The following is a 21439-nucleotide window of genomic DNA, read 5'->3' on the forward strand; positions in this document are numbered from 1 at the left end:
GCTTCGCTGGAAGACGCGCCGAAGCGGCACCGCATGCCTGCCCGAGTGCCGCACGGGTAGAGGCGTACAACAGAGGGGGACAACGCAGGAGCGGCCGCACGACGAGGAGCCCACGACGCCGCCCCCACACGAGGGCCGCCCGCGCGGCCAGGCGGGAGCAGACCTACATCCATGGTGGACGAGCCAGACTCCGGACCGGCACCGGCCGACGACGCGGGTGGCCCTCCCTCGGGAGTGGTCGCCCTGCTGCGCGTCGCCTCGGTGCTGGTCGACGCGGACGGCCGGATCGCCCTGTGGAACCGCGCCGCGGAGGAGCTCTTCGGCCACCGCGCCGAGGTCGCCTGCGGCCGCACCGCCTCCGGCCTGCTGCCCGCCGTGGAGCCCCGTCCCGAGACCGGCACGCCCCGGCCCGGCGTCCCGGCCCTGCGCTGCGACGCCCTCGACACGCTCGACGACCTCACCCGGCACGATGCCGCCTGGGCCGGCTCGATGTCCGTGGTCGACCGCGAGGAGCGGCTGCGGGACATCGTCTGGTGGGCCTACCCCCTGATCGAGCCGGGCGGCCGCAGCCTGCTGGCGCTGGCCGCCGACGCCCGCCCGCTGCGGTCCACCGGGCCGCGGATCGCCCTCGGCGAGCGGCTCCTCCCGTACGCGGCGACGCCCACCGGCGGCAGTGCCTTCCACCGGGTCGCGCCGGCCTTCGCGCCCGCCGGCCCGGCCGGTGCCGCGCCCCTGGCCGACCTGCTGCCACTGGGCTCCGGCCAGCGCCGCACCCGACTGCTCGCCCAGCTGGCCGCCGCCGGCCTGCCCGCCCTGTGGGTGGACGCGGCGACCCGGCTGCCCGTGCTCCCGTACGAGCCCGCCGGAAGCGGCGCGGCCCGTGTCGCCGGCCTGACCCGCCGCTACCCCACACCGCAGCAGCGCGCGGAACGCCCCCGGGCCGCGCGCCGCCCCGCCGAGCCGCCGTCCGTCGGCGGACGCGCCACGATCGGCCTGCGGGTCGTCCCGGCCGGTCCGGCCCCGGGCGCCGACGGCCGGCCCCTCCTCGGCACCACCCTCCCCGGGCAGCGCGAGTCCGGGGCCGCCACCGCGAACGGCCAGAGCCAGGGAGGCACCGCCATCGAGTCCATCGCCAACGGCACCGCGAGCGTCCGGCCGGACGCCCTGTCCGCCGTCCCGGCACCGCCCGCACCGCCGTCCGTGGAGGTGCTGACGGGCAGCCAGGCAGGGGAACAGCTCGCCCTGCTGAGCGAGTTCGGCAGCCGGGTCGGCACCACCCTGGACCTCGACACCACCGCGCGCGAGCTGTGCGACGTCCTCGTGCCGCGGGTCGCCGACTTCGCCTGCGTCGACCTGCTCGACGAGCTGATCTCCGACTCCGAACTGCCGAAGGACCGGCCCGACGACCGCACGATGCTGCGCCGGGTCGCCCGCGCGGTGAACGCCTCCCCCGGCCACTGGGACCACGTCCTGGACGAGGGTTCGCTGCTCGCCATGCCGCGCTCCACCCCTCCCGGCCTCGCCCTGCAGGAGAACCAGCCGGTGCTGGTGCCGGTGATAGACCCCGACGTCGCGGTCGACTACGCCGCGTCGCTCGGCGGCGGCCCCGACCTCGTGCCGGTGGTGATCGGCCGGTCGATGCTGGTGCTGCCGCTGTCCGCTCGCGGCACGGTGCTCGGCATCCTCAAGCTGCTGCGGCTGCCGGACCGCGCGCCGTTCGACAAGAACGACGCGGCCACCCTGAAGGAGCTGGCCGCGCGCGCCGCGCTCTCGCTCGACAACGCCCGGCTGCACCGCGCCGAGTCGCGGGTGGCCACGACCCTGCAGCGGTCGATGATCCCGACCCGTCCGCCGAGGATCCCGGGCGTACAGATCGCCCACCGCTACCTGCCCGGCGACTCCCGGGCCGAGGTCGGCGGCGACTGGTTCGACGCCATCCAGCTGCCCGGCAGCCGGGTCGCGCTGGTCGTCGGCGACGTCATGGGCCACGGCCTGCACTCGGCCGCCGCGATGGGCCGTTTCCGCACCGCCATGCAGACCCTCGCCGCCCTCGACCTGCCGCCCGGCCAGCTGCTGCGGCACCTCGACAACCTGGCCCACAAGCTGGGCGACGACCACCTCGCGACCTGCCTCTACGCGGTGTACGACCCGATCAACCGCACCTGCGAGCTGGCCAGCGCCGGGCACGTGCCGCCGGTGCTGGTGCACCCGGACGGCCGGGGCGAGCTGCTGGAGATCCCGGAGGGCGCGCCGATCGGCGTCGGCGGGGTGGCGTTCGTCGCCAAGAAGATCGACGTCTCGGACGGCTCGATGCTGGTGCTGTGCACCGACGGCCTGGTCGAGGTGCGGGGCGGCGACATAGGGGAGGGCCTCGCCGCGCTCTGCGGCAACCTGATCGACCCCAAGCAGACCCCCGACGAGGCCTGCGACACCGTGCTGGACAGGCTGCACTCGGACGACCGGGCCGACGACGTCGCCCTGCTGGTCGCCCGCTTCGACGGCGTGCCGCCGAGCGAGGTCGCGACCTGGGAGCTCGGCACCTCCGACGGCGAGGTGCGGCGGGCCCGCGCCCTCGTCCGCGAGCAGCTCGGCACCTGGGGACTGACCGGCCTCACCGACACCGCGGAGCTGCTGGTCAGCGAGCTGGTGACGAACGCCGTCCGGGTCGCCCGCGACCACGTGCAGCTGCAGCTCATCCGGGTCGACAAGCTGCTCGTCGAGGTCAGCGACGACAACCACAACCTGCCGTCGCTGGAGCCCGCCGAGTCCCTCGACGAGCACGGCCGCGGCCTGCAGCTGGTCAGCAAGCTCGCCGAGCGCTGGGGCACCGCCCGCAAGGCGGTCGGCAAGGTCGTCTGGTTCGAGCTGCCGCTGCCCCGGTCCTGAAGGCCCGGCCCGCCGAGCGGGCCGGGACAGGACGGCCGGGACAGGACGGCCGGGACAGGACGGCCGGGCCGGGGCAGGACGGGCGGCCGACGGAGCAGCTCAGCGCAGGGCCGTCCGGGCCGGGACCGCCACCCGGACCGGCGGCGCGGCCCGGAGCCGGTCGAGCGCCTCCAGCGCTCCGGCGATCAGCAGCGCCGCCGCCACCGCCACCACGTGTTCCAGCCCGGCCAGGTTGGGCAGCAGCACGGCCTCCACCACCATCGCCGCGGCGACCGCGCCACCCGTCCACCAGGCCCGGCACCGGACGGCCGTGCAGACCGCGAGCGCCACCACGGCGGCCGACGGCCCGGTGTCCCGTACGTGCGCCACCACGCCGGGCAGCCCCAGCAGGTGCTCCGGTCCGAGTTCCACGGCGACCCGGGCGAAGACCGTCCCGGCGAGCGTCCCGGCGTACGCGACGGCGAGCGTCAGCCGACGGCCGAGCACGATCTCGGCGGCCCCGAACGCCAGCAGGACCTGCACCAGCGCGCCCCACACCGGCAGGTCGGGCGCCGGCACGTACAGCGAGAGCGGGGTCCGCAGCAGCGACTCGCCGAGCGGCAGCGCCGCCCGCACCACCCCGAGCCGTCCGACGACCGTCTCACCGCCCGGCAGGTGCTGCACGACGGAGAAGACCAGCACCAGCAGAGCCGCCCCGACGGCCAGCGGCGCGGACGCCCACCGATGCCGCCGCACGTGGTCGCGGACGGCCTTCGCCAGCACCCCCCACTCGGCGCGGGCGGCCCGGACCACCCCCGGCCCGAACCGTTCCCTCCCGGCCCCCGCACGACCGGCCCCCGCACTCCCGGCTCCCGTGCGCCCGACCCCCGCACGCCCTGTCAGCGCCACCGCCGAATCCCCCGCCCGTGTTTCCGGCGCGCCCCGGGCGCCGCCGTGGATGTCGTTCCCGGGGCATTTCCCGGACGGCGCGCATCAGCGGGCCGCGATATCCACGGTAAGCAGGGGAAATCCCCCGGACGTCAGCTTGCGAGGCGAATTCCGGGTCATCCTCCAGGGGGAGGAAATGCGCTCCTCCCCCTGGGGCAACCCCCCGATCGGCTGCCCTCCGCCCCCCGGCGGAGGGACTAGCCCTTCCCGGACCGCGATTCGGCCGAGGCCTGGCCGGGCAGCCCCTGAACGGCTTCCCGGACATGACGGCGGCGGAACAGTGCGGGGAGACTCGGCACCGTGATGAAACCCTCGGCGCGTGCGCTGGCGATGCCGATCCGCGGAATCTCGCTGCTCTTCTGGAAGAGCAGGTAACGCGGCTCCCAGATCGGCCGGTATTTGGCGTTCGCCCGGTACAGGGATTCGATCTGCCACCAGCGGGAGAAGAATCCGAGGACGGCCCGCCAGAGCCTCAGCACGGGCCCCGCACCCAGCCGCGAGCCGCGGTCGAAGACGGAACGGAACATCGCGAAGTTCAGCGAGACCCGTTCGAGCCCGACCTCGTCGGCGCGCTGCAGCAGCTCGATGACCATGAACTCCATCAGACCGTTCTCGCTGTCCCGGTCCCGGCGCATGAGGTCCAGCGAGAGCCCGCTCCGGCCCCAGGGGACGAAGCTGAGCAGGGCCCGCAGCTCGCCGGAACCGTCGTGGCACTCCAGCATCACGCAGCGGCCGTCGTCCGGGTCTCCGAGCCGGCCGAGCGCCATCGAGAAGCCGCGCTCGGTCTGACCGTCCCGCCAGTGGTCGGCCCGGTCGAGCAGGGCGGCCATCTCCCCCTCCGGGATGTCCTCGTGCCGGCGGATCCGCACGGTGTACCCGGCCCGCTTGACCCGGTTGTACGCCTGCCGGACGACCCGCATGGCCCGCCCGTCCAGCGAGAACTCGTCGATCTCGACGATCGCCTCGTCGCCGAGCTCCAGCGCGTCGAGTCCGTGGCGGGCGTAGATCACGCCCGCCTCCTCGGACGCCCCCATCACCGCGGGCACCCAGGCGTGCTCGCGTGCCTCGTCCAGCCACGCCTCGATCGCCCCGGGCCACGCCTCCGGATCCCCGATCGGGTCGCCCGAGGCCAGCGACACCCCGCCGACCACGCGATAGGTGACGGCCGCCTTGCCGGAGGCGGAGAAGATCGCCGCCTTGTCGCGGCGCAGCGCGAAGTAGCCGAGCGAGTCCCGCCCGCCCTCGCGGTCGAGCAGCTCGCGCAGCCGCACCTCGTCGTCGCCGCTCAGCAGCTCCTGGCCGCGGGGGCTGCGGAACGCCAGGTACACCACGACCAGGAACAGCACCGCACCCATGGCGTTGATGATCGCGTTCACCCAGGTCGGCACCACGATCACCTCGGCCACCCGGCCGGACGGGGTGATGGTGACCATGCGGGCCACCGCGTAGCCGAAGCGGTAGCCGAAGCCGGCCCCGGACAGCGTGTTGGTCAGCTGCACCAGGGCGGCCCCGACCACCCCGCCCAGGAGCAGGCCCGCGATGAAGGTCGCCACCCCGGTCTTCGGGTTGGAGCGGTCGCCCTTGGAGGTGAACTCGCGGCGTGCGACCAGCAGCGCCAGGAAGAAGCCGACCGTCAGCGCCGTCGACACGTAGTTCAGCGGATGGTCGGCGAAGCGGCCGTCCGGCACCAGCAGCAACAGCACGTACAGCAGGGAGAAGAGCCCGGACACCACGGCGTTGAAGATCCACGCCGCCCGTTTCCGCCGGCGCATCGCCACGGCGAGGAACAGCGAGAGCAGCACGGTCGTCAGACCCGCCGTCAGCAGGTACGGGGTGAAGTACTCACCCTCGTTGTGCTCCTGCACCTGGTCGCGGAAGGGCACGGCGAGCACGGCGGCCAGGTTGAGGAGGGCGAGGAGCCGCAGGTACCAGACCGTCGCGGCGGCGGCGCGGGGCCGCCATCGGGCGAACAGCACCGGGAGGGCTCCGGCATGCGCGGCAGGGACGGCGGTGGGCGCCGGCTTCACAGTGGACACAGCTCCAATTCCAGACGATCAACGTGGGGCCCGCATCCGTACGACACCCGCGGGGGGAACGGAACGGCCCGCGTCTCCGGTCCGCGAGCGGCGGGGACCCGCCGTGGGGCCCGTGTTCCATGGTTCCCCAGTCCGGATGAGAATTGCGTGGATCCGGTAGCCGATTCCGACCCCCGCCGATCGGCGGGGGTACCCGCCTCGCCGGAGGACCGGGCAGCCGTCCGGAGGCGCCTAGGCTCGGAACGAGCCACGCACGACCGAGGAGAACCATGCCAACGATCCGCGTCCTGATCGTGGACGACGAGGTGCTCGTCCGGTCCGGCCTCGCCCTGATCGTCGGCTCCGCACCCGACCTGGAGGTCGTCGGCGGCTGCTCCGGCGGCCTGGCCGAACAGCTGACCGTCGACCTCCGCCCGCAGGTCGTCCTGCTCGACATCCGGATGCCCGACCTCGACGGCATCAGCGTGCTCCGCCGACTGCGCGCCCTGCCCGACCCGCCGGCGGTGGCGATGCTGACCACCTTCGACACCGACGAGTACATCGGCACCGCGCTGCGGGCCGGCGCCGCCGGGTTCCTGCTGAAGGACACCGCGCCCGACCAGCTCGTGCACGCCGTCCGGGTGCTCGCCGCCGGCGGCAGCACCCTCTCCCCGGCCGTCGCCCGCACCGTGATCAGCGGGTACGTCGACGGCGGCGGCCCCGACGCGGACGCCGCCGCCCTCACCCGCCACCTCACCACCCGCGAGCTCGACGTGCTCGCCCTCCTCGGCGAGGGCCTCTCCAACGCCGACATCGCCGACCGCCTCTACCTGGGCACCGGCACCGTCAAGGACCACATCAGCGCGATCCTCGCCAAGCTCGGCGCCGCCAACCGCGTCCAGGCAGCCGTCGTCGCCCACCGGGCCGGCCTGGTCCGCGGCCCCGGGAAACCCGGCGCATGAGCGGCACCCGCACCCCCGGCCGGAGACTGCCCGACTGGTGCACCTCGACCTGGCTCATGCTGGCCCTGCCGGTGCTGATCGCCCTCCTCGACGCCGCCCTCGTCTCCAAGGGCGCCCGCTGGTGGGAGGCCGCCCTGTCCGTCCTGGCCGCCGTGGCGCTGCTGCTCCGCCGCAGGCTGCCGGTGACCGTGCTGCTGCTGACCCTGCCCGGCGCGTTCGTGAACTACATCTGGCTCGCTCCGATGACGGCCGTCTACTCGGTCGCCGCGCACCGGTCCGCGCTGCGCGTCCCGGCGCTCTGCGCGACCGCCTTCGCCCTCGTCGAGTTCTTCCACTGGCCGCTCGCCGACCACCCGCTCGCCCTCGACCGCGACAACGCGCTGTACGCCATCCAGTGCCTGATGCTCGCCGCCGGCCCGGCCGCCCTCGGGCTCCTCGCCCGGACCCGCCGCGAGCTCGCCGCCCGGCTGGACGAGCTGACCCGGGGCCAGCAGCGCGAGAGCCGGCTGCTCGCCGAACGCGTCCTCGCCACCGAGCGCGCCCGGCTGGCCCGGGAGATGCACGACGTGGTGTCGCACCAGGTCAGCCTGATCTCGATCCAGGCCGGCGCGCTGCAGGTCTCCACCGGCGAACCCGCCGCCCGGGACACCGCCGCCACCATCCGCGAGCTGGCCGTCCGCACGCTGGAGGAGCTCCGCCAGATGGTCGGGGTGCTCCGGGCCGCCGGCGTCCGGCGCGACGAGCCGCTCGCACCGCAGCCCCGGCTCGCCGACCTCCCGGCGCTGATCGGCGGCTCCGGCCTGTCGGTCACCCCGCACCTCGCGCCCGGCGGCCGGCCCTGGCCGGAGGCCGTCGAGCGGGCCGCGTACCGGACGGTCCAGGAGGCGCTGACCAACATCACCAAGCACGCCCCGGGCGCCGCGGTGACCGTCCGGGTCACGGGCGCGGGCTCCCGGCTGGTCGTCGAGGTGCACAACGCCCCGCCGTCGCACCGCACCGACGCGCCCGCCCCGCTGCCCGGCGGCGGGCACGGCCTGGTCGGGCTGCGGGAGCGCGCCCAGCTGCTGGGCGGCACCCTCGTCACCGGCCCCACCCCGGACGGCGGCTTCACCGTCCGCGCCTGCCTGCCCGCCGCCGCGGACTGACCCCGGGCAACGCGAAGGCGGCGCCCTCCCCGCGAGGGGAGGACGCCGCCCTTGTCACCCGCGGGTGATCAGCTCGCGCTGTAGTAACCCATGACGTCGACGATGACGTCGGTCGGGCTGTTCGACTCGATGTCGACCCAGCCGTTCTGGATCGGCACGATCACCGAGTTGGCGATCGTCTGGCTGCCCGCGGTCCAGTTGAGGTTGGACGAGGACGGACGGGCGGTGCCGTCCGCCCAGGCGTTCAGGACGCCGGACCAGTGGGTCCCGGTCACCGTGACGTTGAGCACGACCGAGGTCGCGCCGGCGAGCACGCCGTCGTCGTTCAGGTTGACCCGGAGCACGGTGCCGTCGTTGATCTGACCGGCCGCCGGAACGCCCTTGCCCCAGCGGGTGTCGACGAGCCGGGCCGGGCCCGCGGAGTGGAACGTGGCGCCCGAGCCGTCGGCGGTGAAGTAGCCGAAGACGTCGGCGAGCACGTCGACCGTGCCGTCCATGGCGTTGTAGAAGCTCACCTTGCCGTCCGCGCCGATGGGCACGATGACGAGGTTGGGCACGGTCTGGGCGTCGGTCCAGTTGAGGTTGGACGCGGTCGGCACGGGGCTGACGCCGGTCGGAAAGACCGTCATCCAGCCGTTGCCCTTGCCCCTGGTGACGGTGGTGTTCAGCACGACCGCGGTGACGCCGGTGGCCGGCACCCCGAGCGGGGCGCCCTTGGCGCTGACGCCGCCGGCGATCTTCACGTCGATCTGCTTCTTGCCGCCGATCTGGCCCTGGGCCACGTTCGCGTCACCCGCGTAGCGGGTGTCGAAGACGCGGGTGGGCGTGAGCGGCTTGAACTTCGCGCCGGCCGTGTCCGGCGTGTAGTAGCCGAACACGTCGACGACCATGCGGATCGAACCGGTCCAGCTGCCGTTGAACAGGCTGACCTTGCCGTCCGTGCCGACCGGCACGGTGACCAGGTTCGGGACGGCGACGCTGCCCTGCATCCAGTTGAGGTTGGACGAGACCGGCATCGGCGTGCCCGTCGGCCAGGCCGTCAGGAAGCCCGGACCGTTGGAGTTCGCCGCGGTGACGTTCAGCACGACCGTGCTGGCGTTGGCCGGAACCCCGCTGACGCCGTCACCGGCGATCTTCAGGGTGGTGGCGGTGCGCGAGGCGATACCCGGGGTGCGGGTGTCGAGCAGGCGCTTCGGCTGGAGGCTGGTGTAGGTGCCGGCCGGCTGGGACGGCAGCTGGTGGCAGAGGGCGGCGATCAGACCGCGGCCCTTGGGGGAGCCGAGGCCGGTCGCGAGGTCGTAGCCCGAGGTGGCGTTGTAACCGCTGCCGTAGCCGACGACGTTGCCGTTGTTGTCGTACCCGGTCAGGGCGTTGTTGCCCGCGGTCACGTCACCGAAGACCGCGCTGTTGCCGGCCAGCTTGTACAGGGCCGGGTTCAGGAAGCCGACCGGACCGTTGGCGGCGCACTGGGTGGAGACGTTCGCCGTGGCGACGATCGCCGCCCACAGCGGTGCGGCGGCGCTGGTGCCGCCCCAGATGTTCCAGTCCTCGTCGTCGCGGCCGCCGATGACGAAGTACCCGGTGTTCGGGTCGGCCAGCGCGGCCACGTCCGGCACCTGACGGCAGCTCTGACCGGCTCCGGCGTTGCAGACCTGGCCGTTGTAGCCGGGCGCGTGCAGCGAACCGGCCGGGTTGACGGTGTCGTCCAGCCGCCACCACTTGGACACGCCGCCGCCGGAGGCGCCGCCGTACCTGTTCCACACCGACTGGTAGGGGAACTGGCTGATGCCGGTGTGCGAGGTGCCGCCGACGCCGGTGGCGTACGGCAGGGAGGCCGGGTTGTCGGTGACCGTGGCCAGGCTGCCGTTGGAGTTGTAGCAACCGGAGGCACCGGAGTCACCGGAGGCCGCGACGACCGACTGCCCCTGGGCCGCGGCCTGCTGCAGGACGAGGTTGATGGCCGAGTCGGAGGTGGAGGCCTCGCAGCGGCCCCAGCTGATCGAGACGACCGAGGCCCGGTTCTCGTTCACGATGCGCTGGTAGGTCGCCAGCACACCCGCCTCGGTGGTGTTGCCCTGGTACACCAGGATGTTCGATCCGGGGGCCATGCCGGCCACCATCTCGATGTCGAGGGCGGTCTCCCAGCCCTCGTTGGGGTAGCCCTGCGCGTCGTACAGCTTCGGCGCCGCATCGGTGCCGTAGGCCCGGACGTTGCTGACGTTGGCCTTGGTGCCGGTGCAGCCCTGCCAGCGGCTGACGGCTGCCGAGTCGTAGTTCTCCAGCGACAGGATCGCCACGGTCGCGCCCGAGCCGCCGTCCGGCATGTCGTTCATGTCGTAGGCGGTGGCGAGCGAGGCGGGACTGTAGTAGTCGCGCCCTTCGAGGAACGCGTAGGTGTAGTCGTTGGCCAGCTTGTTGCTCCACACCGAACACATCTGCCGGTTCGCACCGATGTTCCGCGCCGACATGGGGGTGCCCGTCGAGGCGGCGTCGCTCTTCGGCTTCGCCTTCTCCTTCGGCACCGCGCGCGACACGGCCTTGACGGTCGTGTTCAGACCGGAGACCGAGGCGATCCGGCCCGCCAGGTCGCCGCGGATCGCGGGAGCCTTGGTGTTGGCGAGGGCCGGAGTGCCGTCGGCCAGCGTGTAGCCGGCGAAGTCGGTGTCGAACGCCTTCTCCGCCTCGGCCACGGTGGCCTTGACCGGGATGGTCAGGCCGTTGGCACCGACCTCGCCCGGGTGGAGGCCCGCCGCGGTGAGCGCCGCGCGGACGCTCGCCACGGTCGCCGGGTCGGCACCGAAGCGCTTCCCGAACTCGCCGGTGCCCAGGTAGTGCTTGTAGAGCGGCGAGCCGGGGGTGGAGACGCCGGTGACGAAGGTCGTCAGCGCGGCCTGGTCCCTCGGCTCCAGGGTGATGCCGAGGTCGAGCTGGGTGTCGGCGTCCGGTGCGGCCGCCTTGACGGCATCGCGCGGCGCCACGGGCGCGGAGCCGATGCGCTTCGGCGCGACGGACTCCGCACTGGCGGTCGCGAGGACCGGCAGGCCGGCCCCCGAGACCAGAGCGGCGGTGACGACGGCGAGAGTGGTCGCCCGTCCGGCCCCCCTTATTCGCGTCCTGACCGGACCCGATGGGTCGAGCATCCGCGTTCTCCTTGGGATGACAATGCTGCGGATATGAGGGGAATTCCGGACAGAACGCCGCGTTCGACCGCGGCAGGACAAGTGGCAGGGCAGGCCGCGTATCGGTGTGTGCCCAGCTCAACCCCCACGTACAACCCCCCGTGGAGACGCCCCAGTTGGCATCATCAACACCAAAACGGACATTTTCTCGAACTGTCGAACAGAATTCCCGGGGGATGTTCTATCAGTCCGCTCCGACAGAATTCGTTCGGGGTCGCCTGTTGTTACCGGGCAGAGACCTGAAAGGGCTTCCCCCGCACGGGGAAGGCGGCCCCCGGAACGTCACGGGGGCACGAGAAAGCCCCGCAGATCCGAAGATCTGCGGGGCTTCGCTGTGCGCGAGGGGGGAGTTGAACCCCCACGCCCTTTCGGGCACTGGAACCTGAATCCAGCGCGTCTGCCTATTCCGCCACCCGCGCAAGGGTGTCGCCCTCAGGACTTGCGGCCCTTCCGGCTCGGAGAGGATCTTACCGCATCCTCACCGGTCTTCCGTTCGGCTCCCTCTCGGGCGCCCCTTCCGACGTGGAAAACATTAGCACGCCGTCCCGGGTACCTCCGAATCCGTTTCCCTGCCACCCGGGGACCCCGCCGCAGGTCCCCGGGGACGAACGGGTGACCGAGGGATGAGCCGGCCCGTCCGCGGGTACCCCCCGCATGCCGGCACGGCTCCGTCCGTACGCGCCCGCGGCCCCGCCGGGCCCCGCGGAAGACCCCGCGGGCCCGTGTGCGCGGTCTCACGCCCGGGGACCACGTTCCCGGGGAACCGTACGGATGGGCCCGACGTGGATACGATCAGTACGGAAAACCGCAACCCGGCCCGCGACCGCGGACCGGCCCGACGCCCTGGAAGGGGGTGCCCCGTGGGAGTCCTGAAGAAGTTCGAGCAGAGGCTCGAGGGTCTCGTGAACGGCACCTTCGCCAAGGTGTTCAAGTCCGAGGTCCAGCCGGTGGAGATCGCGGGCGCGCTGCAGCGCGAGTGCGACAACAACGCCACCATCTGGAACCGCGACCGCACGGTCGTCCCGAACGACTTCATCGTCGAACTCAGCCCGCACGACCACGAGCGGCTCAGCCCGTACGCCCGCCAGCTCGGCATCGAGCTCGCCAACATGGTCCGCGAGTACGCCGAGGCGCAGCGCTACGCCTTCATGGGTCCGCTGAACGTGTCGCTGGAGAAGGCCGACGAACTCGACACCGGCAACTACCGGGTGCGCAGCCGCACCCTCGCCGGCGAGGACCCCGCCCAACAGCAGCAGGCCGCCCCGGGCGGCTACGAGCGGCGCCCGACCGCGCCCGCGCCCGGCGCACCGTGGCAGCAGCCCGGCGCGGCGCCCTACGGCGCTCCGCCGCCGCCGCCCGGCCCGCCGGCGATGCCCCCCGGCCCCCCGGCCGCGGGCGGCAACGTCCGGCCGTTCCCCGGGGCGGGCCACGGCGGCACCGACACCCGGCGCTGGCTTGAGGTCAACGGCACCCGGCACCAGATCACGGGCAACGCGTGCGTGCTCGGCCGCTCCACCGAGGCGGACATCCGCATCGACGACCCCGGGGTCAGCCGCAAGCACGCGGAGATCCGTCCGGGCACACCGGCGATGGTGCTCGACCTCGGGTCCACCAACGGCATCGTGGTGGACGGCCAGCACACGCAGCGCGCTACGCTCCGCGACGGCTCCCGAATCGTCCTCGGGTCCACCACCATCGTCTACCGACAGGTCGAAGGGTAGAGCGGGCCACTCATGTCAGAACTGACCCTGACGGTCATGCGGCTGGGCTTCCTCGCCGTGCTGTGGCTGTTCGTCATCGTCGCGGTGCAGGTCATCCGCAGCGACCTGTTCGGGACCAAGGTGAATCCGCGCACCGCGCGGCGCACCGCCCCGGCCGCTGCCGCGTCGCCGGCCAGGCCGCCCCAGCAGGGCGGTGCGGCCGCCCCGCCGCAGCCGCGGCAGCGCCGCGGTGCGCCGACCCACCTGTACGTGGTGCAGGGGTCGCTGGCCGGCACCACGGTCGCCCTGCAGGGGCAGACGATCACGCTGGGCCGCGCGCACGACTCCACGATCGTGCTGGACGACGACTACGCCTCGTCGCGTCATGCCAGGATCTACCCGGATCAGACTGGGCAGTGGACGGTGGAGGATCTAGGCTCCACCAACGGCACCTATCTGGACCGGCAGCGGCTCACCGCGCCGATGCCGCTCCAGCCGGGCATGCCGATCCGTATCGGCCGGACCGTCATCGAACTGCGGAAGTAGCGGCGCATGAGGGACACCATCCCGTTCAGGACCAGCCGGGAGCGCGCACGCCGCGCTGCCGCTGCCGCGCGCGCCCGCGGCCCGGTCACGGCCGCCCGACCCGGGAAGGGGGCGGCGGCCGCATGAGCCTCGTGCTGCGGTTCGCCGCCGGCTCGCACAAGGGCCTGATCCGGGAGGGCAACGAGGACTCCGGCTATGCCGGCCCGCGGCTGCTCGCGGTGGCCGACGGCATGGGCGGGGCGGCGGCCGGCGAGGTCGCGTCCTCCGAGGTGCTGGGTTCGATCGTCCGGCTCGACGAGGACGTCCCCGGTGCCGACCTGCTGACGCTGCTCGGCGAGGCCGTGCAGGGTGCGAACGACCGGCTCCGGCAGATGGTCGAGGAGGATCCGCAGCTGGAGGGCATGGGCTGCACGCTCACCGCCATGCTGTGGACGGGCCAGCGGATGGGCATGGTGCACATCGGGGACTCCCGGGCGTACCTGCTGCGCGACGGCTCGCTGACCCAGATCACGCAGGACCACACCTGGGTGCAGCGGCTGGTCGACGAGGGCCGGATCACGCCCGAGGAGGCCGAGACCCATCCGCAGCGTTCGCTGCTGATGCGCGCGCTGGACGGCCGCGGCCAGGTCGAGCCCGACCTGTCGATCCGCGAGGTCCGCGCGGGCGACCGCTACCTCATCTGCTCCGACGGCCTGTCGGGACCGGTCAGCCACCAGACGCTGGAGGCCACGCTCGGGAGCTACTACGCACCGGAGCAGACCGTCCAGGAGCTCATCCAGCTCGCCCTGCGCGGTGGCGGGCCGGACAACATCACCTGCATCGTGGCGGACGTCATCGACGTCGGCGCCACCGACACGCTGAGCGGCCGCCTCGTCGACATCCCCGTGGTGGTCGGCGCGGTCGCCGACGCGCAGCCGCACCAGAGCGACCCCGGCCTGCTCGACACCCCGGCCGGCCGCGCCGCCGGCCTCGGCCGCCCGCAGCCCCCGCAGGGGGCGTTCGGCCCGGCCGACGGCTACGAGGGCGGGGCCGCGGGCTTCGGCCCGGCCGAGGGCTACCCGGACGACGAGTACGCCGAGCAGGGCTACGGCGGCGACGCGCGGTCGTACGACGGCGACGAGGAGCGGCCCTCCCGGCGGCGGCGCAAGGGCCGCAAGCTGAAGGTCTCGCTGGCCGTGCTGGCCGTGCTCGGCCTGCTGGGCGGCGGCGGCTACGTCGGCTGGCGGTGGACGCAGGGCCAGTACTACGTGGGTGCGGACGGCGACGGCGTGGCCGTCTACCGCGGGCTCAACCAGTCCCTGGCGGGGCTGAGCCTGTCCTCGGTGTACGAGGCGCACGCGGACGTCGAGCTCAAGTTCCTGCCCACGTACCAGCGGACGCAGGTCGCGAAGACCATCCAGGCCAAGAGCCTCGCCGACGCCCGCGAGCAGGTCCGCAACCTCTCCACGCAGGCCGCCGTCTGCAAGAAGGTGGCCCAGGGCGCCGCGACCGGCACGACGGGGACGGAGGGGTCCGTCCCGGACCCCGGCGCGAGCCCGGGCCCGTCGCCCAGCCCGAGCGCCGGCACGCTGACCACCGCCGCCCTCCGCACCGAGGGCACGGCGAGTCCGAGCCCGTCCACCGACACCCTGAGCACCGGCAACCCCGGCACCACACCCGAACTCACCGAGCAGGAGAAGCAGCTGGCGACCTCCTGCCCGGCCCAGTAGCACCACCCCTCGCCAGGGGCCTCAGCCGTCGGGGAGCGGCCTACACGTGAGCACCTTTGACCTGAGCAACAACACCACCGACCGCGGCGGACAGCGCCGCGGCAACACGACGATCACTCCGCAGAACGCGCCGAACCGCCGGAACACCGAGCTCGCCATGCTGGCGTTCGCGGTGCTGCTGCCGATGTTCGCCTACGCCAACGTGGGCCTGGCGATGGACGGCACGCTGCCGGCCGGCATGCTGGCGTACGGCCTCGGCATGGGCGCGCTGGCCCTGGTCGCGCACCTGCTGATGCGCCGCTTCGCGCCGTACGCCGACCCGCTGCTGCTGCCGCTGGCGACCCTGCTGAACGGGCTCGGGCTGGTGATGATCTGGCGGCTCGACAAGGCCGGCAAGCTCCTCGCCTCCAACTACCCGGCGGCCGCCAACCAGCTGATGTGGTCGGGCCTGGGCATCGCGTTCTTCACCGCCGTGATCGTGCTGCTGAAGGACCACCGGATCCTCCAGCGGTACACCTACATCTCGATGGCGGTGGCCCTGGTGCTGCTCGCGGCGCCGGCCTTCTTCCCGGCCCGGGCGGGCGACTTCGGCGCCAAGATCTGGATCCACATCGGCAGCTTCTCCATCCAGCCCGGCGAGTTCGCCAAGATCATCCTGACGGTGTTCTTCTCCGGCTACCTGATGGTCAAGCGCGACGCGCTGGCGCTCGCCAGCCGCCGCTTCATGGGCCTCTACCTGCCGCGCGGCCGCGACCTCGGCCCGATCATCGTGGTCTGGCTGCTGTCGATCCTCATCCTCGTCTTCGAGACCGACCTCGGCTCCTCGTTCCTCTTCTTCGGCCTCTTCGTGGTGATGCTGTACGTCGCCACCGAGCGCACCAGCTGGATCGTCTTCGGCCTGGTGATGTCGATCGGCGGCGCGACCGTCGTCGCCATGGCGGAGCCGCACGTCAAGATCCGCATCAACTCCTGGCTCGACCCGATGGCCGCCTTCGCGGACCCGCCGCCGCCCGGCACGAGCGAGCAGATCGGCCAGACCCTGATGGCGTTCGGCTCCGGCGGCGTCACCGGCACCGGCCTCGGCCAGGGCCGGTCCTGGCTGATCCAGTTCGCCGCCAAGAGCGACTTCATCCTCGGCTCGTTCGGCGAGGAGATGGGCCTGACCGGCATGATGGCGATCTTCCTGCTGTACGGCCTGATCGTGCAGCGCGGCCTGCGCACCGCCGTCGCGGCCCGTGACCCGTTCGGGAAGCTGCTCGCCGTCGGACTCTCCTCGGCCTTCGCCCTGCAGGTCTTCGTCGTCGCAGGCGGCGTCACCGGCCTGATCCCGCTCACCGGCATGACGATGCCGTTCCTCGCCCAGGGCGGTTCGTCGGTCGTCGCCAACTGGGCTCTGATCGCCATCCTCCTCAAGATCAGCGACAGCGCCCGACGACCGGCCGCCGACCCGGAACCGGCCACCGCGCCGGCCTCGGCCTGAAAGGGACCCGACACGTGAACAAGCCCATCCGCCGGGTCTCCGTCTTCTGCCTGGTCCTCGTCCTCGCCCTCATGGTGCGCACCAACTGGGTGCAGGGGGTCCAGGCCCACGCCTGGGCCACCAACAAGGAGAACGACCGCAACAAGTACGACCGGTACGCCTACCCGCGCGGCAACATCATCGTCGGCGGCGCCCCGGTCACGAACTCCGACAACGTCAACGGCCTGCGCTACAAGTACAAGCGCAGCTGGGTCGACGGCCCGATGTACGCGCCGGTCACCGGGTACTCCTCGCAGTCGTTCGGCACCAGCCAGCTGGAGTCGCTGGAGGACGGCATCCTCTCCGGCACCGACTCGCGGCTGTTCTTCCGCAACACCCTCGACATGCTGACGGGCGACGACAAGAAGGGCGGCGACGTCGTCACGACGATCGACCCCAAGGCCCAGAAGGCCGCCTTCGAGGCGCTCGGCAACAAGAAGGGCGCGGCCGTCGCCATCGACCCGCGCACCGGCGCGATCCTCGCGCTCGTCTCCACCCCGTCGTACGACCCCGGCACCTTCGCTGGCAGCTCCGACGCCGACGCCAAGGCCTGGACGAACCTCAACGCCGACCCGAACAAGCCGATGCTCAACCGGGCGCTGCGCGAGACGTACCCGCCCGGTTCGACGTTCAAGCTGGTCACCGCGGCGGCGGCGTTCGAGGACGGCAAGTTCCAGACCCCCGAGGACACCACGGAGACCCCGGAGAAGTACATCCTGCCGGGCACCAGCACCGAGCTGAAGAACGCCTCCAAGACCGAGCCGTGCACGAACGCCACGCTGCTGGTCGCCATGGACTACTCGTGCAACACCGTCTTCGGCAAGATCGGCGCGGAACTCGGCAAGGACAAGCTGCGGGCGCAGGCCGAGAAGTTCGGCTTCAACAACGCCAAGGTCGAGGTCCCGATCCGGGCGTCGGCCAGCGTCTTCCCGAAGAGCTCCTCCCCCGACGGCACCGCCATGGACGCCATCGGCCAGCACGACACCCGGGCCACCCCGCTGCAGATGGCCATGGTCGCCGCGGCGATCGCCAACAACGGCACGCTGATGGAGCCGTACCTCGTCGACCAGGAGCGGTCGAGCACGCTCGCCGTCGTCTCCAAGCACTCGGAGAAGGAGATGGGCCGGCCCGTCTCCCCGACCACCGCGCAGAAGCTCCAGCAGCTCATGGAGTCCGTGGTGAAGAACGGCACCGGAGAGAAGGCCCAGATCAAGGGCGTGACCGTCGGCGGCAAGACCGGCACCGCGCAGCACGGCCAGGACAACAGCGGCCTGCCGTTCGCCTGGTTCATGTCCTACGCCAAGGGCGCGAACGACAAGCAGGTCGCCGTGGCGGTCGTCGTCGAGGACGGCGCCGCCGAGAGCGCCGAGATCAGCGGCGGCTCGATCGCCGCGCCGATCGCCCGGAAGGTCATGGAAGCCGTGGTCGGGACCAAGTAACAGCCGGTGGAGGGCCTGAGGCGATGGTCACAGTTGAGCCGTTCCGGTGCATACCGGTCTGGTCTCAGGTGGCAGGCTGGTCGGGTCGTCTCAGCTTCGCCCGGTAGCGTATCCGCCAGCAGCGGGTCTACCCACTGCTCACCTGCGGAACCGGCGCCACGCGAACGGTGTGGCGGCGGCGCCGTCGGACAGTGCGTGCGGGGACACCTACGTCACATCCTCACCGGCCGGTGAGGGAGAGGGTCGGAACTATGGAAGAGCCTCGTCGCCTCGGCGGCAGGTACGAGCTCGGCGGCGTCCTCGGGCGCGGCGGCATGGCCGAGGTCTACCTGGGCCATGACACCCGGCTCGGCCGCCAGGTCGCCGTGAAGACCCTCCGTGCCGACATGGCCCGCGACCCCTCCTTCCAGGCGCGGTTCCGCCGTGAGGCGCAGTCCGCGGCCTCGCTCAACCACCCCGCCATCGTCGCCGTGTACGACACCGGCGAGGACTACATCGACGGCATCTCCATCCCGTACATCGTGATGGAGTACGTCGAGGGCTCGACCCTCCGCGAGCTGCTGCACTCCGGCCGCCGGCTGCTGCCGGAGCGCGCGCTGGAGATGACGATCGGCATCCTGCAGGCGCTGGAGTACTCGCACCGCGCAGGCATCGTCCACCGCGACATCAAGCCCGCCAACGTCATGCTCACCCGGCAGGGCAACGTCAAGGTCATGGACTTCGGCATCGCCCGCGCCATGGGCGACGCCGGCATGACGATGACCCAGACCTCCGCGGTCATCGGCACCGCGCAGTACCTCTCCCCCGAGCAGGCCAAGGGCGAGACCGTCGACGCCCGTTCCGACCTGTACTCCACCGGATGCCTGCTGTACGAGCTGCTGACCGTGCGTCCGCCGTTCATCGGCGACTCCCCGGTCGCGGTGGCCTACCAGCACGTCCGCGAGGAGGCCCAGCCGCCGTCCGCGTTCGACCCCGAGGTCCGCCCCGAGATCGACGCGATCGTGCTGAAGGCCCTCGCCAAGGAGCGCGACTACCGCTACCAGAGCGCCGACGAGATGCGCGACGACATCGAGCGCTTCCTCGACGGCCTCCCGGTCGCCGCCGCCCAGCAGGCCGCGGCGTTCGGCATGGGCGGCTACGGCTACGACCAGGGCGGCCAGGCGCAGTACGACCCGTACGGCCAGACCAACCTGCTGCCCCAGCAGGGCGCGGCCGGCCCGACGACCATGCTCCCGCAGGTCGGCTCCCCGCAGTCCGGCTACGGCTACCCGCCCCAGGCCCGCGACGACGGCTACGGCGGCGGCCAGGGCGGCGGCTACGACGACGAGGGCTTCAGCCGCAGCAGCCGCCGGCAGAGCCAGCAGAAGAAGAACAACACCTCGTGGATCGTGCTCGCCGTGGCGGCCGTCCTCGTGCTGGTCGGTGCGTTCTTCGTCGTCCAGGCGATGCTCAGCGGCGGGGGCGGCGCGGCCAAGACCACCTCGCCCACCCTGGTCGGTCTCAGCCTGACCGACGCCCAGACCAAGGCGAAGACGCAGAACGAGAAGCTCCAGGTGCAGGCGGGCGCCCCGATCGCCTGCCCCGACGCGAAGATCCAGAAGGATCAGGTCTGCACCCAGGATCCGGCCGCCAACACGCAGATCGACGTCAACAGCGTCATCACCGTGCACCTCTCCTCCGGCCCGGTCGAGACGGAGATCCCCGACGTCTCCGGACAGCCCTCCGACACCGCCACCGCGAAGCTCCAGGGCGCCGGGTTCACGGTGAAGACCGAACTGAAGGACGACGACACCGTCGATCAGGACAAGGTCATCTCCTTCAGCCCGACCGGCAAGGCCGCGGCGGGCACCGAGATCACCATCGTGGTCTCGGGCGGCGCGGGCAAGGTCGCGGTGCCGTCCGTCACGGGCAAGACCCAGGACGAGGCCACCCAGGCGATCACCGACGCCAAGCTCCAGGTGAAGGTCGTCACCCAGGCGGTCACCGACGCGGCCAAGATCGGCTTCGTGGTCGACCAGAGCCCCAAGAGCGGCCAGCTCAAGAAGAACGCCACGGTCACCATCACGGTCGGCAAGGAGGCGGAGAAGGGCACCGTGCCCCCGCTGACGAACGTGACGCTCAAGGACGCGATCAAGCTGCTCACGGCGCAGAACCTGGGCTACACGATCATTGCCGGTCCCGCCGACCCCAACGCGATCGTGGTGACCACCGACCAGCCCGCCGGCACCCAGCTGGACCCGGGCACGAAGGTGAACCTCGTCACCAGGAATCCCGACCCGGGGCACTGACCACGTACCGCACCGGAGGGGCCGCGCACACCGCGCGGCCCCTCCGTCGTTCCCGGCCGTCCCTGACCGCTGAGCACTGATCCCTGACCGCTGACCGCTGTGACGCCGCCGTCCGTCCACAGCCTGTGGACGGACGTCCGCCGTTCACAGCAGCCGGCGCCCGATGTCCTGCAGCACCAGTTGCCGCATGATCACCACACCCTGCGGCAGGGCCATCGGCTGGTGGTGGTGGACGGTCGGCCAGCCGTGCAGCGCGCCGCTGGTGCGGCGCACCAGAAACAGCGACGCCAGCCTCGGGTCCGTCAGCGAGTGACCGCCGTACGGCGGCGGCAGCTGCCTCAGCAGCCCGGCGTCGCACGCCGTCGCGTACAGCTGACCGCGGCTCAGGCCCGGCCGTCCGAGCTCGACGGCGAGGAGTTCGGCGAGCGTGTCGAAGGGCAGGGCCTCCTCGGGGATGCCGGCGTGCCAGATCGGCTCCTCCGGCCCTCCGTCCGCGCCCGCTCCCCCGCCCGAGCCCGGGCTCTTGGCGTCCGGGCTCTTGGCGTCCGGGCCGGACGGCTGGGCCGGCAGCCGTGCCGCCACCGTCGCCAGGACCTCCGCGAGGTCCGCGATCCGGCCGTTGAGGCCCTCCACCGCACGGGTGGTGCCGTCCATTGCGGCGGCCGTCCGGCCCGCGTGCACGAGTGCCTCCGCGGACGCCCCGGCGATCAGCCGCAGGAAATCCGCCATCGCCGACGGCACGTCCTGCTGCCGGCTGTCCGCCACCGCGTACCGGCCGGTCCGCCGGATCCGCGGGATCACCTCGTGCGTGACCCACCGCTTGAAGGCCTTCGCCTGCGGCTTCCGCGAGCGCAGCACCAGGGAGTAGAGGCCCGGCTCGTTGATGACGGAAACCTGCTGGTCACCGCCAGGGGTGTAGACAGTGGCGACACCCCTCTCGTCGTCGTCGAGCACCTTGCGCAGGGCGTCCCGCGGGTTGGCGATCTCCAGCACCGCGCACACGTCCGCCGCCACCCACCAGGGTTCGCCGTCGCGGGTGATCACCCGCACCTCCCGGCCGTGGAAGTCGAACAGGGCCGGGGTGTCGTTCGTCGTCATACCGGCACCAACGACTCACCCGGACG

General features: G+C 72.4%; 13 protein-coding genes and 1 tRNA gene. 9 read left to right on the plus strand and 5 right to left on the minus strand.

Translation table 11 applies throughout. From position 1 onward, the window contains the following. Positions 1-171 precede the first annotated feature (171 nt). A complete protein-coding gene (locus OG335_RS18820) occupies positions 172-2886 on the plus strand; it encodes a SpoIIE family protein phosphatase (protein ID WP_405012284.1) in 2715 nt (904 codons plus the stop codon). Positions 2887-2985: 99 nt separating this feature from the next. On the opposite strand, the gene OG335_RS18825 is transcribed toward OG335_RS18820, so the two are convergent. Further along, on the minus strand, positions 2986-3678 hold the full coding sequence (locus tag OG335_RS18825; RefSeq protein WP_405012285.1) for a hypothetical protein: 693 nt from the start codon (positions 3676-3678) through the stop codon (positions 2986-2988). Positions 3679-4010: 332 nt separating this feature from the next. Continuing rightward, positions 4011-5789, minus strand: a complete 1779-nt coding sequence (locus OG335_RS18830) for a phosphatidylglycerol lysyltransferase domain-containing protein (protein ID WP_405015445.1) — start codon at positions 5787-5789, stop codon at positions 4011-4013. Between the two features lie 329 nt (positions 5790-6118). Here OG335_RS18830 and OG335_RS18835 point away from each other — a divergent pair, with 329 nt between their 5' ends. Together OG335_RS18835 and OG335_RS18840 are read left to right on the plus strand one after the other, a co-directional pair. After that, positions 6119-6790, plus strand: a complete 672-nt coding sequence (locus OG335_RS18835) for a response regulator (protein WP_405012286.1) — start codon at positions 6119-6121, stop codon at positions 6788-6790. Continuing rightward, positions 6787-7935 carry a sensor histidine kinase gene (locus OG335_RS18840; RefSeq protein WP_405012287.1) on the plus strand — a complete coding sequence of 383 codons (1149 nt, stop codon included), beginning with the start codon at positions 6787-6789 and terminating at the stop codon, positions 7933-7935. The genes OG335_RS18835 and OG335_RS18840 overlap by 4 nt, the downstream gene beginning before the upstream one ends. Before the next feature lie 68 nt (positions 7936-8003). Here OG335_RS18840 and OG335_RS18845 read toward each other — a convergent pair whose 3' ends face one another. Next, positions 8004-11075, minus strand: a complete 3072-nt coding sequence (locus OG335_RS18845) for a protease pro-enzyme activation domain-containing protein (protein ID WP_405012288.1) — start codon at positions 11073-11075, stop codon at positions 8004-8006. A 374-nt stretch (positions 11076-11449) separates the two neighbouring features. Next, positions 11450-11533: transfer RNA gene (locus OG335_RS18850), tRNA-Leu, on the minus strand. Positions 11534-11974: 441 nt separating this feature from the next. On the opposite strand from OG335_RS18850, the gene OG335_RS18855 reads away from it, so the two are divergent. From OG335_RS18855 to pknB, 6 genes are all read left to right on the plus strand, one after another. Continuing rightward, positions 11975-12835: an FhaA domain-containing protein gene (locus OG335_RS18855; RefSeq protein ID WP_405012289.1), complete on the plus strand. Its 861-nt coding sequence runs from the start codon at positions 11975-11977 to the stop codon at positions 12833-12835. A gap of 12 nt (positions 12836-12847) precedes the next feature. Next, positions 12848-13360, plus strand: coding sequence for an FHA domain-containing protein (locus OG335_RS18860; RefSeq protein WP_405012290.1), 513 nt, complete (start codon positions 12848-12850; stop codon positions 13358-13360). A 122-nt stretch (positions 13361-13482) separates the two neighbouring features. Beyond that, on the plus strand, positions 13483-15069 hold the full coding sequence (locus tag OG335_RS18865) for a PP2C family protein-serine/threonine phosphatase (RefSeq protein WP_405012291.1): 1587 nt from the start codon (positions 13483-13485) through the stop codon (positions 15067-15069). A gap of 61 nt (positions 15070-15130) precedes the next feature. Further along, on the plus strand, positions 15131-16549 hold the full coding sequence (locus OG335_RS18870) for an FtsW/RodA/SpoVE family cell cycle protein (protein WP_405015446.1): 1419 nt from the start codon (positions 15131-15133) through the stop codon (positions 16547-16549). A 14-nt stretch (positions 16550-16563) separates the two neighbouring features. Continuing rightward, on the plus strand, positions 16564-18027 hold the full coding sequence (locus OG335_RS18875; RefSeq protein WP_405012292.1) for a peptidoglycan D,D-transpeptidase FtsI family protein: 1464 nt from the start codon (positions 16564-16566) through the stop codon (positions 18025-18027). Between the two features lie 251 nt (positions 18028-18278). Continuing rightward, positions 18279-20315 carry a Stk1 family PASTA domain-containing Ser/Thr kinase gene (gene pknB / locus OG335_RS18880; protein WP_405012293.1) on the plus strand — a complete coding sequence of 679 codons (2037 nt, stop codon included), beginning with the start codon at positions 18279-18281 and terminating at the stop codon, positions 20313-20315. A gap of 144 nt (positions 20316-20459) precedes the next feature. Here pknB and OG335_RS18885 read toward each other — a convergent pair whose 3' ends face one another. After that, positions 20460-21413 (minus strand): Bro-N domain-containing protein, encoded by a 954-nt coding sequence (locus tag OG335_RS18885; protein ID WP_405012294.1) that lies wholly within the window; start codon positions 21411-21413, stop codon positions 20460-20462. Between the last annotated feature and the right edge of the window lie 26 nt (positions 21414-21439).

Source organism: Kitasatospora sp. NBC_01539 (assembly GCF_045040525.1).
GTDB lineage: Bacteria > Actinomycetota > Actinomycetes > Streptomycetales > Streptomycetaceae > Kitasatospora.

Excerpts from the sequence above, each read along its gene's own strand:
- OG335_RS18860 (WP_405012290.1), top strand. The coding sequence starts at position 12,848 with ATGTCAGAACTGACCCTGACGGTCATGCGGCTGGGCTTCCTCGCCGTG.
- OG335_RS18835 (WP_405012286.1), top strand. The coding sequence starts at position 6,119 with ATGCCAACGATCCGCGTCCTGATCGTGGACGACGAGGTGCTCGTCCGG.
- OG335_RS18840 (WP_405012287.1), top strand. The coding sequence starts at position 6,787 with ATGAGCGGCACCCGCACCCCCGGCCGGAGACTGCCCGACTGGTGCACC.
- pknB (WP_405012293.1), top strand. The coding sequence starts at position 18,279 with ATGGAAGAGCCTCGTCGCCTCGGCGGCAGGTACGAGCTCGGCGGCGTC.
- OG335_RS18885 (WP_405012294.1), bottom strand. The coding sequence starts at position 21,413 with ATGACGACGAACGACACCCCGGCCCTGTTCGACTTCCACGGCCGGGAG.
- OG335_RS18865 (WP_405012291.1), top strand. The coding sequence starts at position 13,483 with ATGAGCCTCGTGCTGCGGTTCGCCGCCGGCTCGCACAAGGGCCTGATC.
- OG335_RS18845 (WP_405012288.1), bottom strand. The coding sequence starts at position 11,075 with ATGCTCGACCCATCGGGTCCGGTCAGGACGCGAATAAGGGGGGCCGGA.
- OG335_RS18820 (WP_405012284.1), top strand. The coding sequence starts at position 172 with ATGGTGGACGAGCCAGACTCCGGACCGGCACCGGCCGACGACGCGGGT.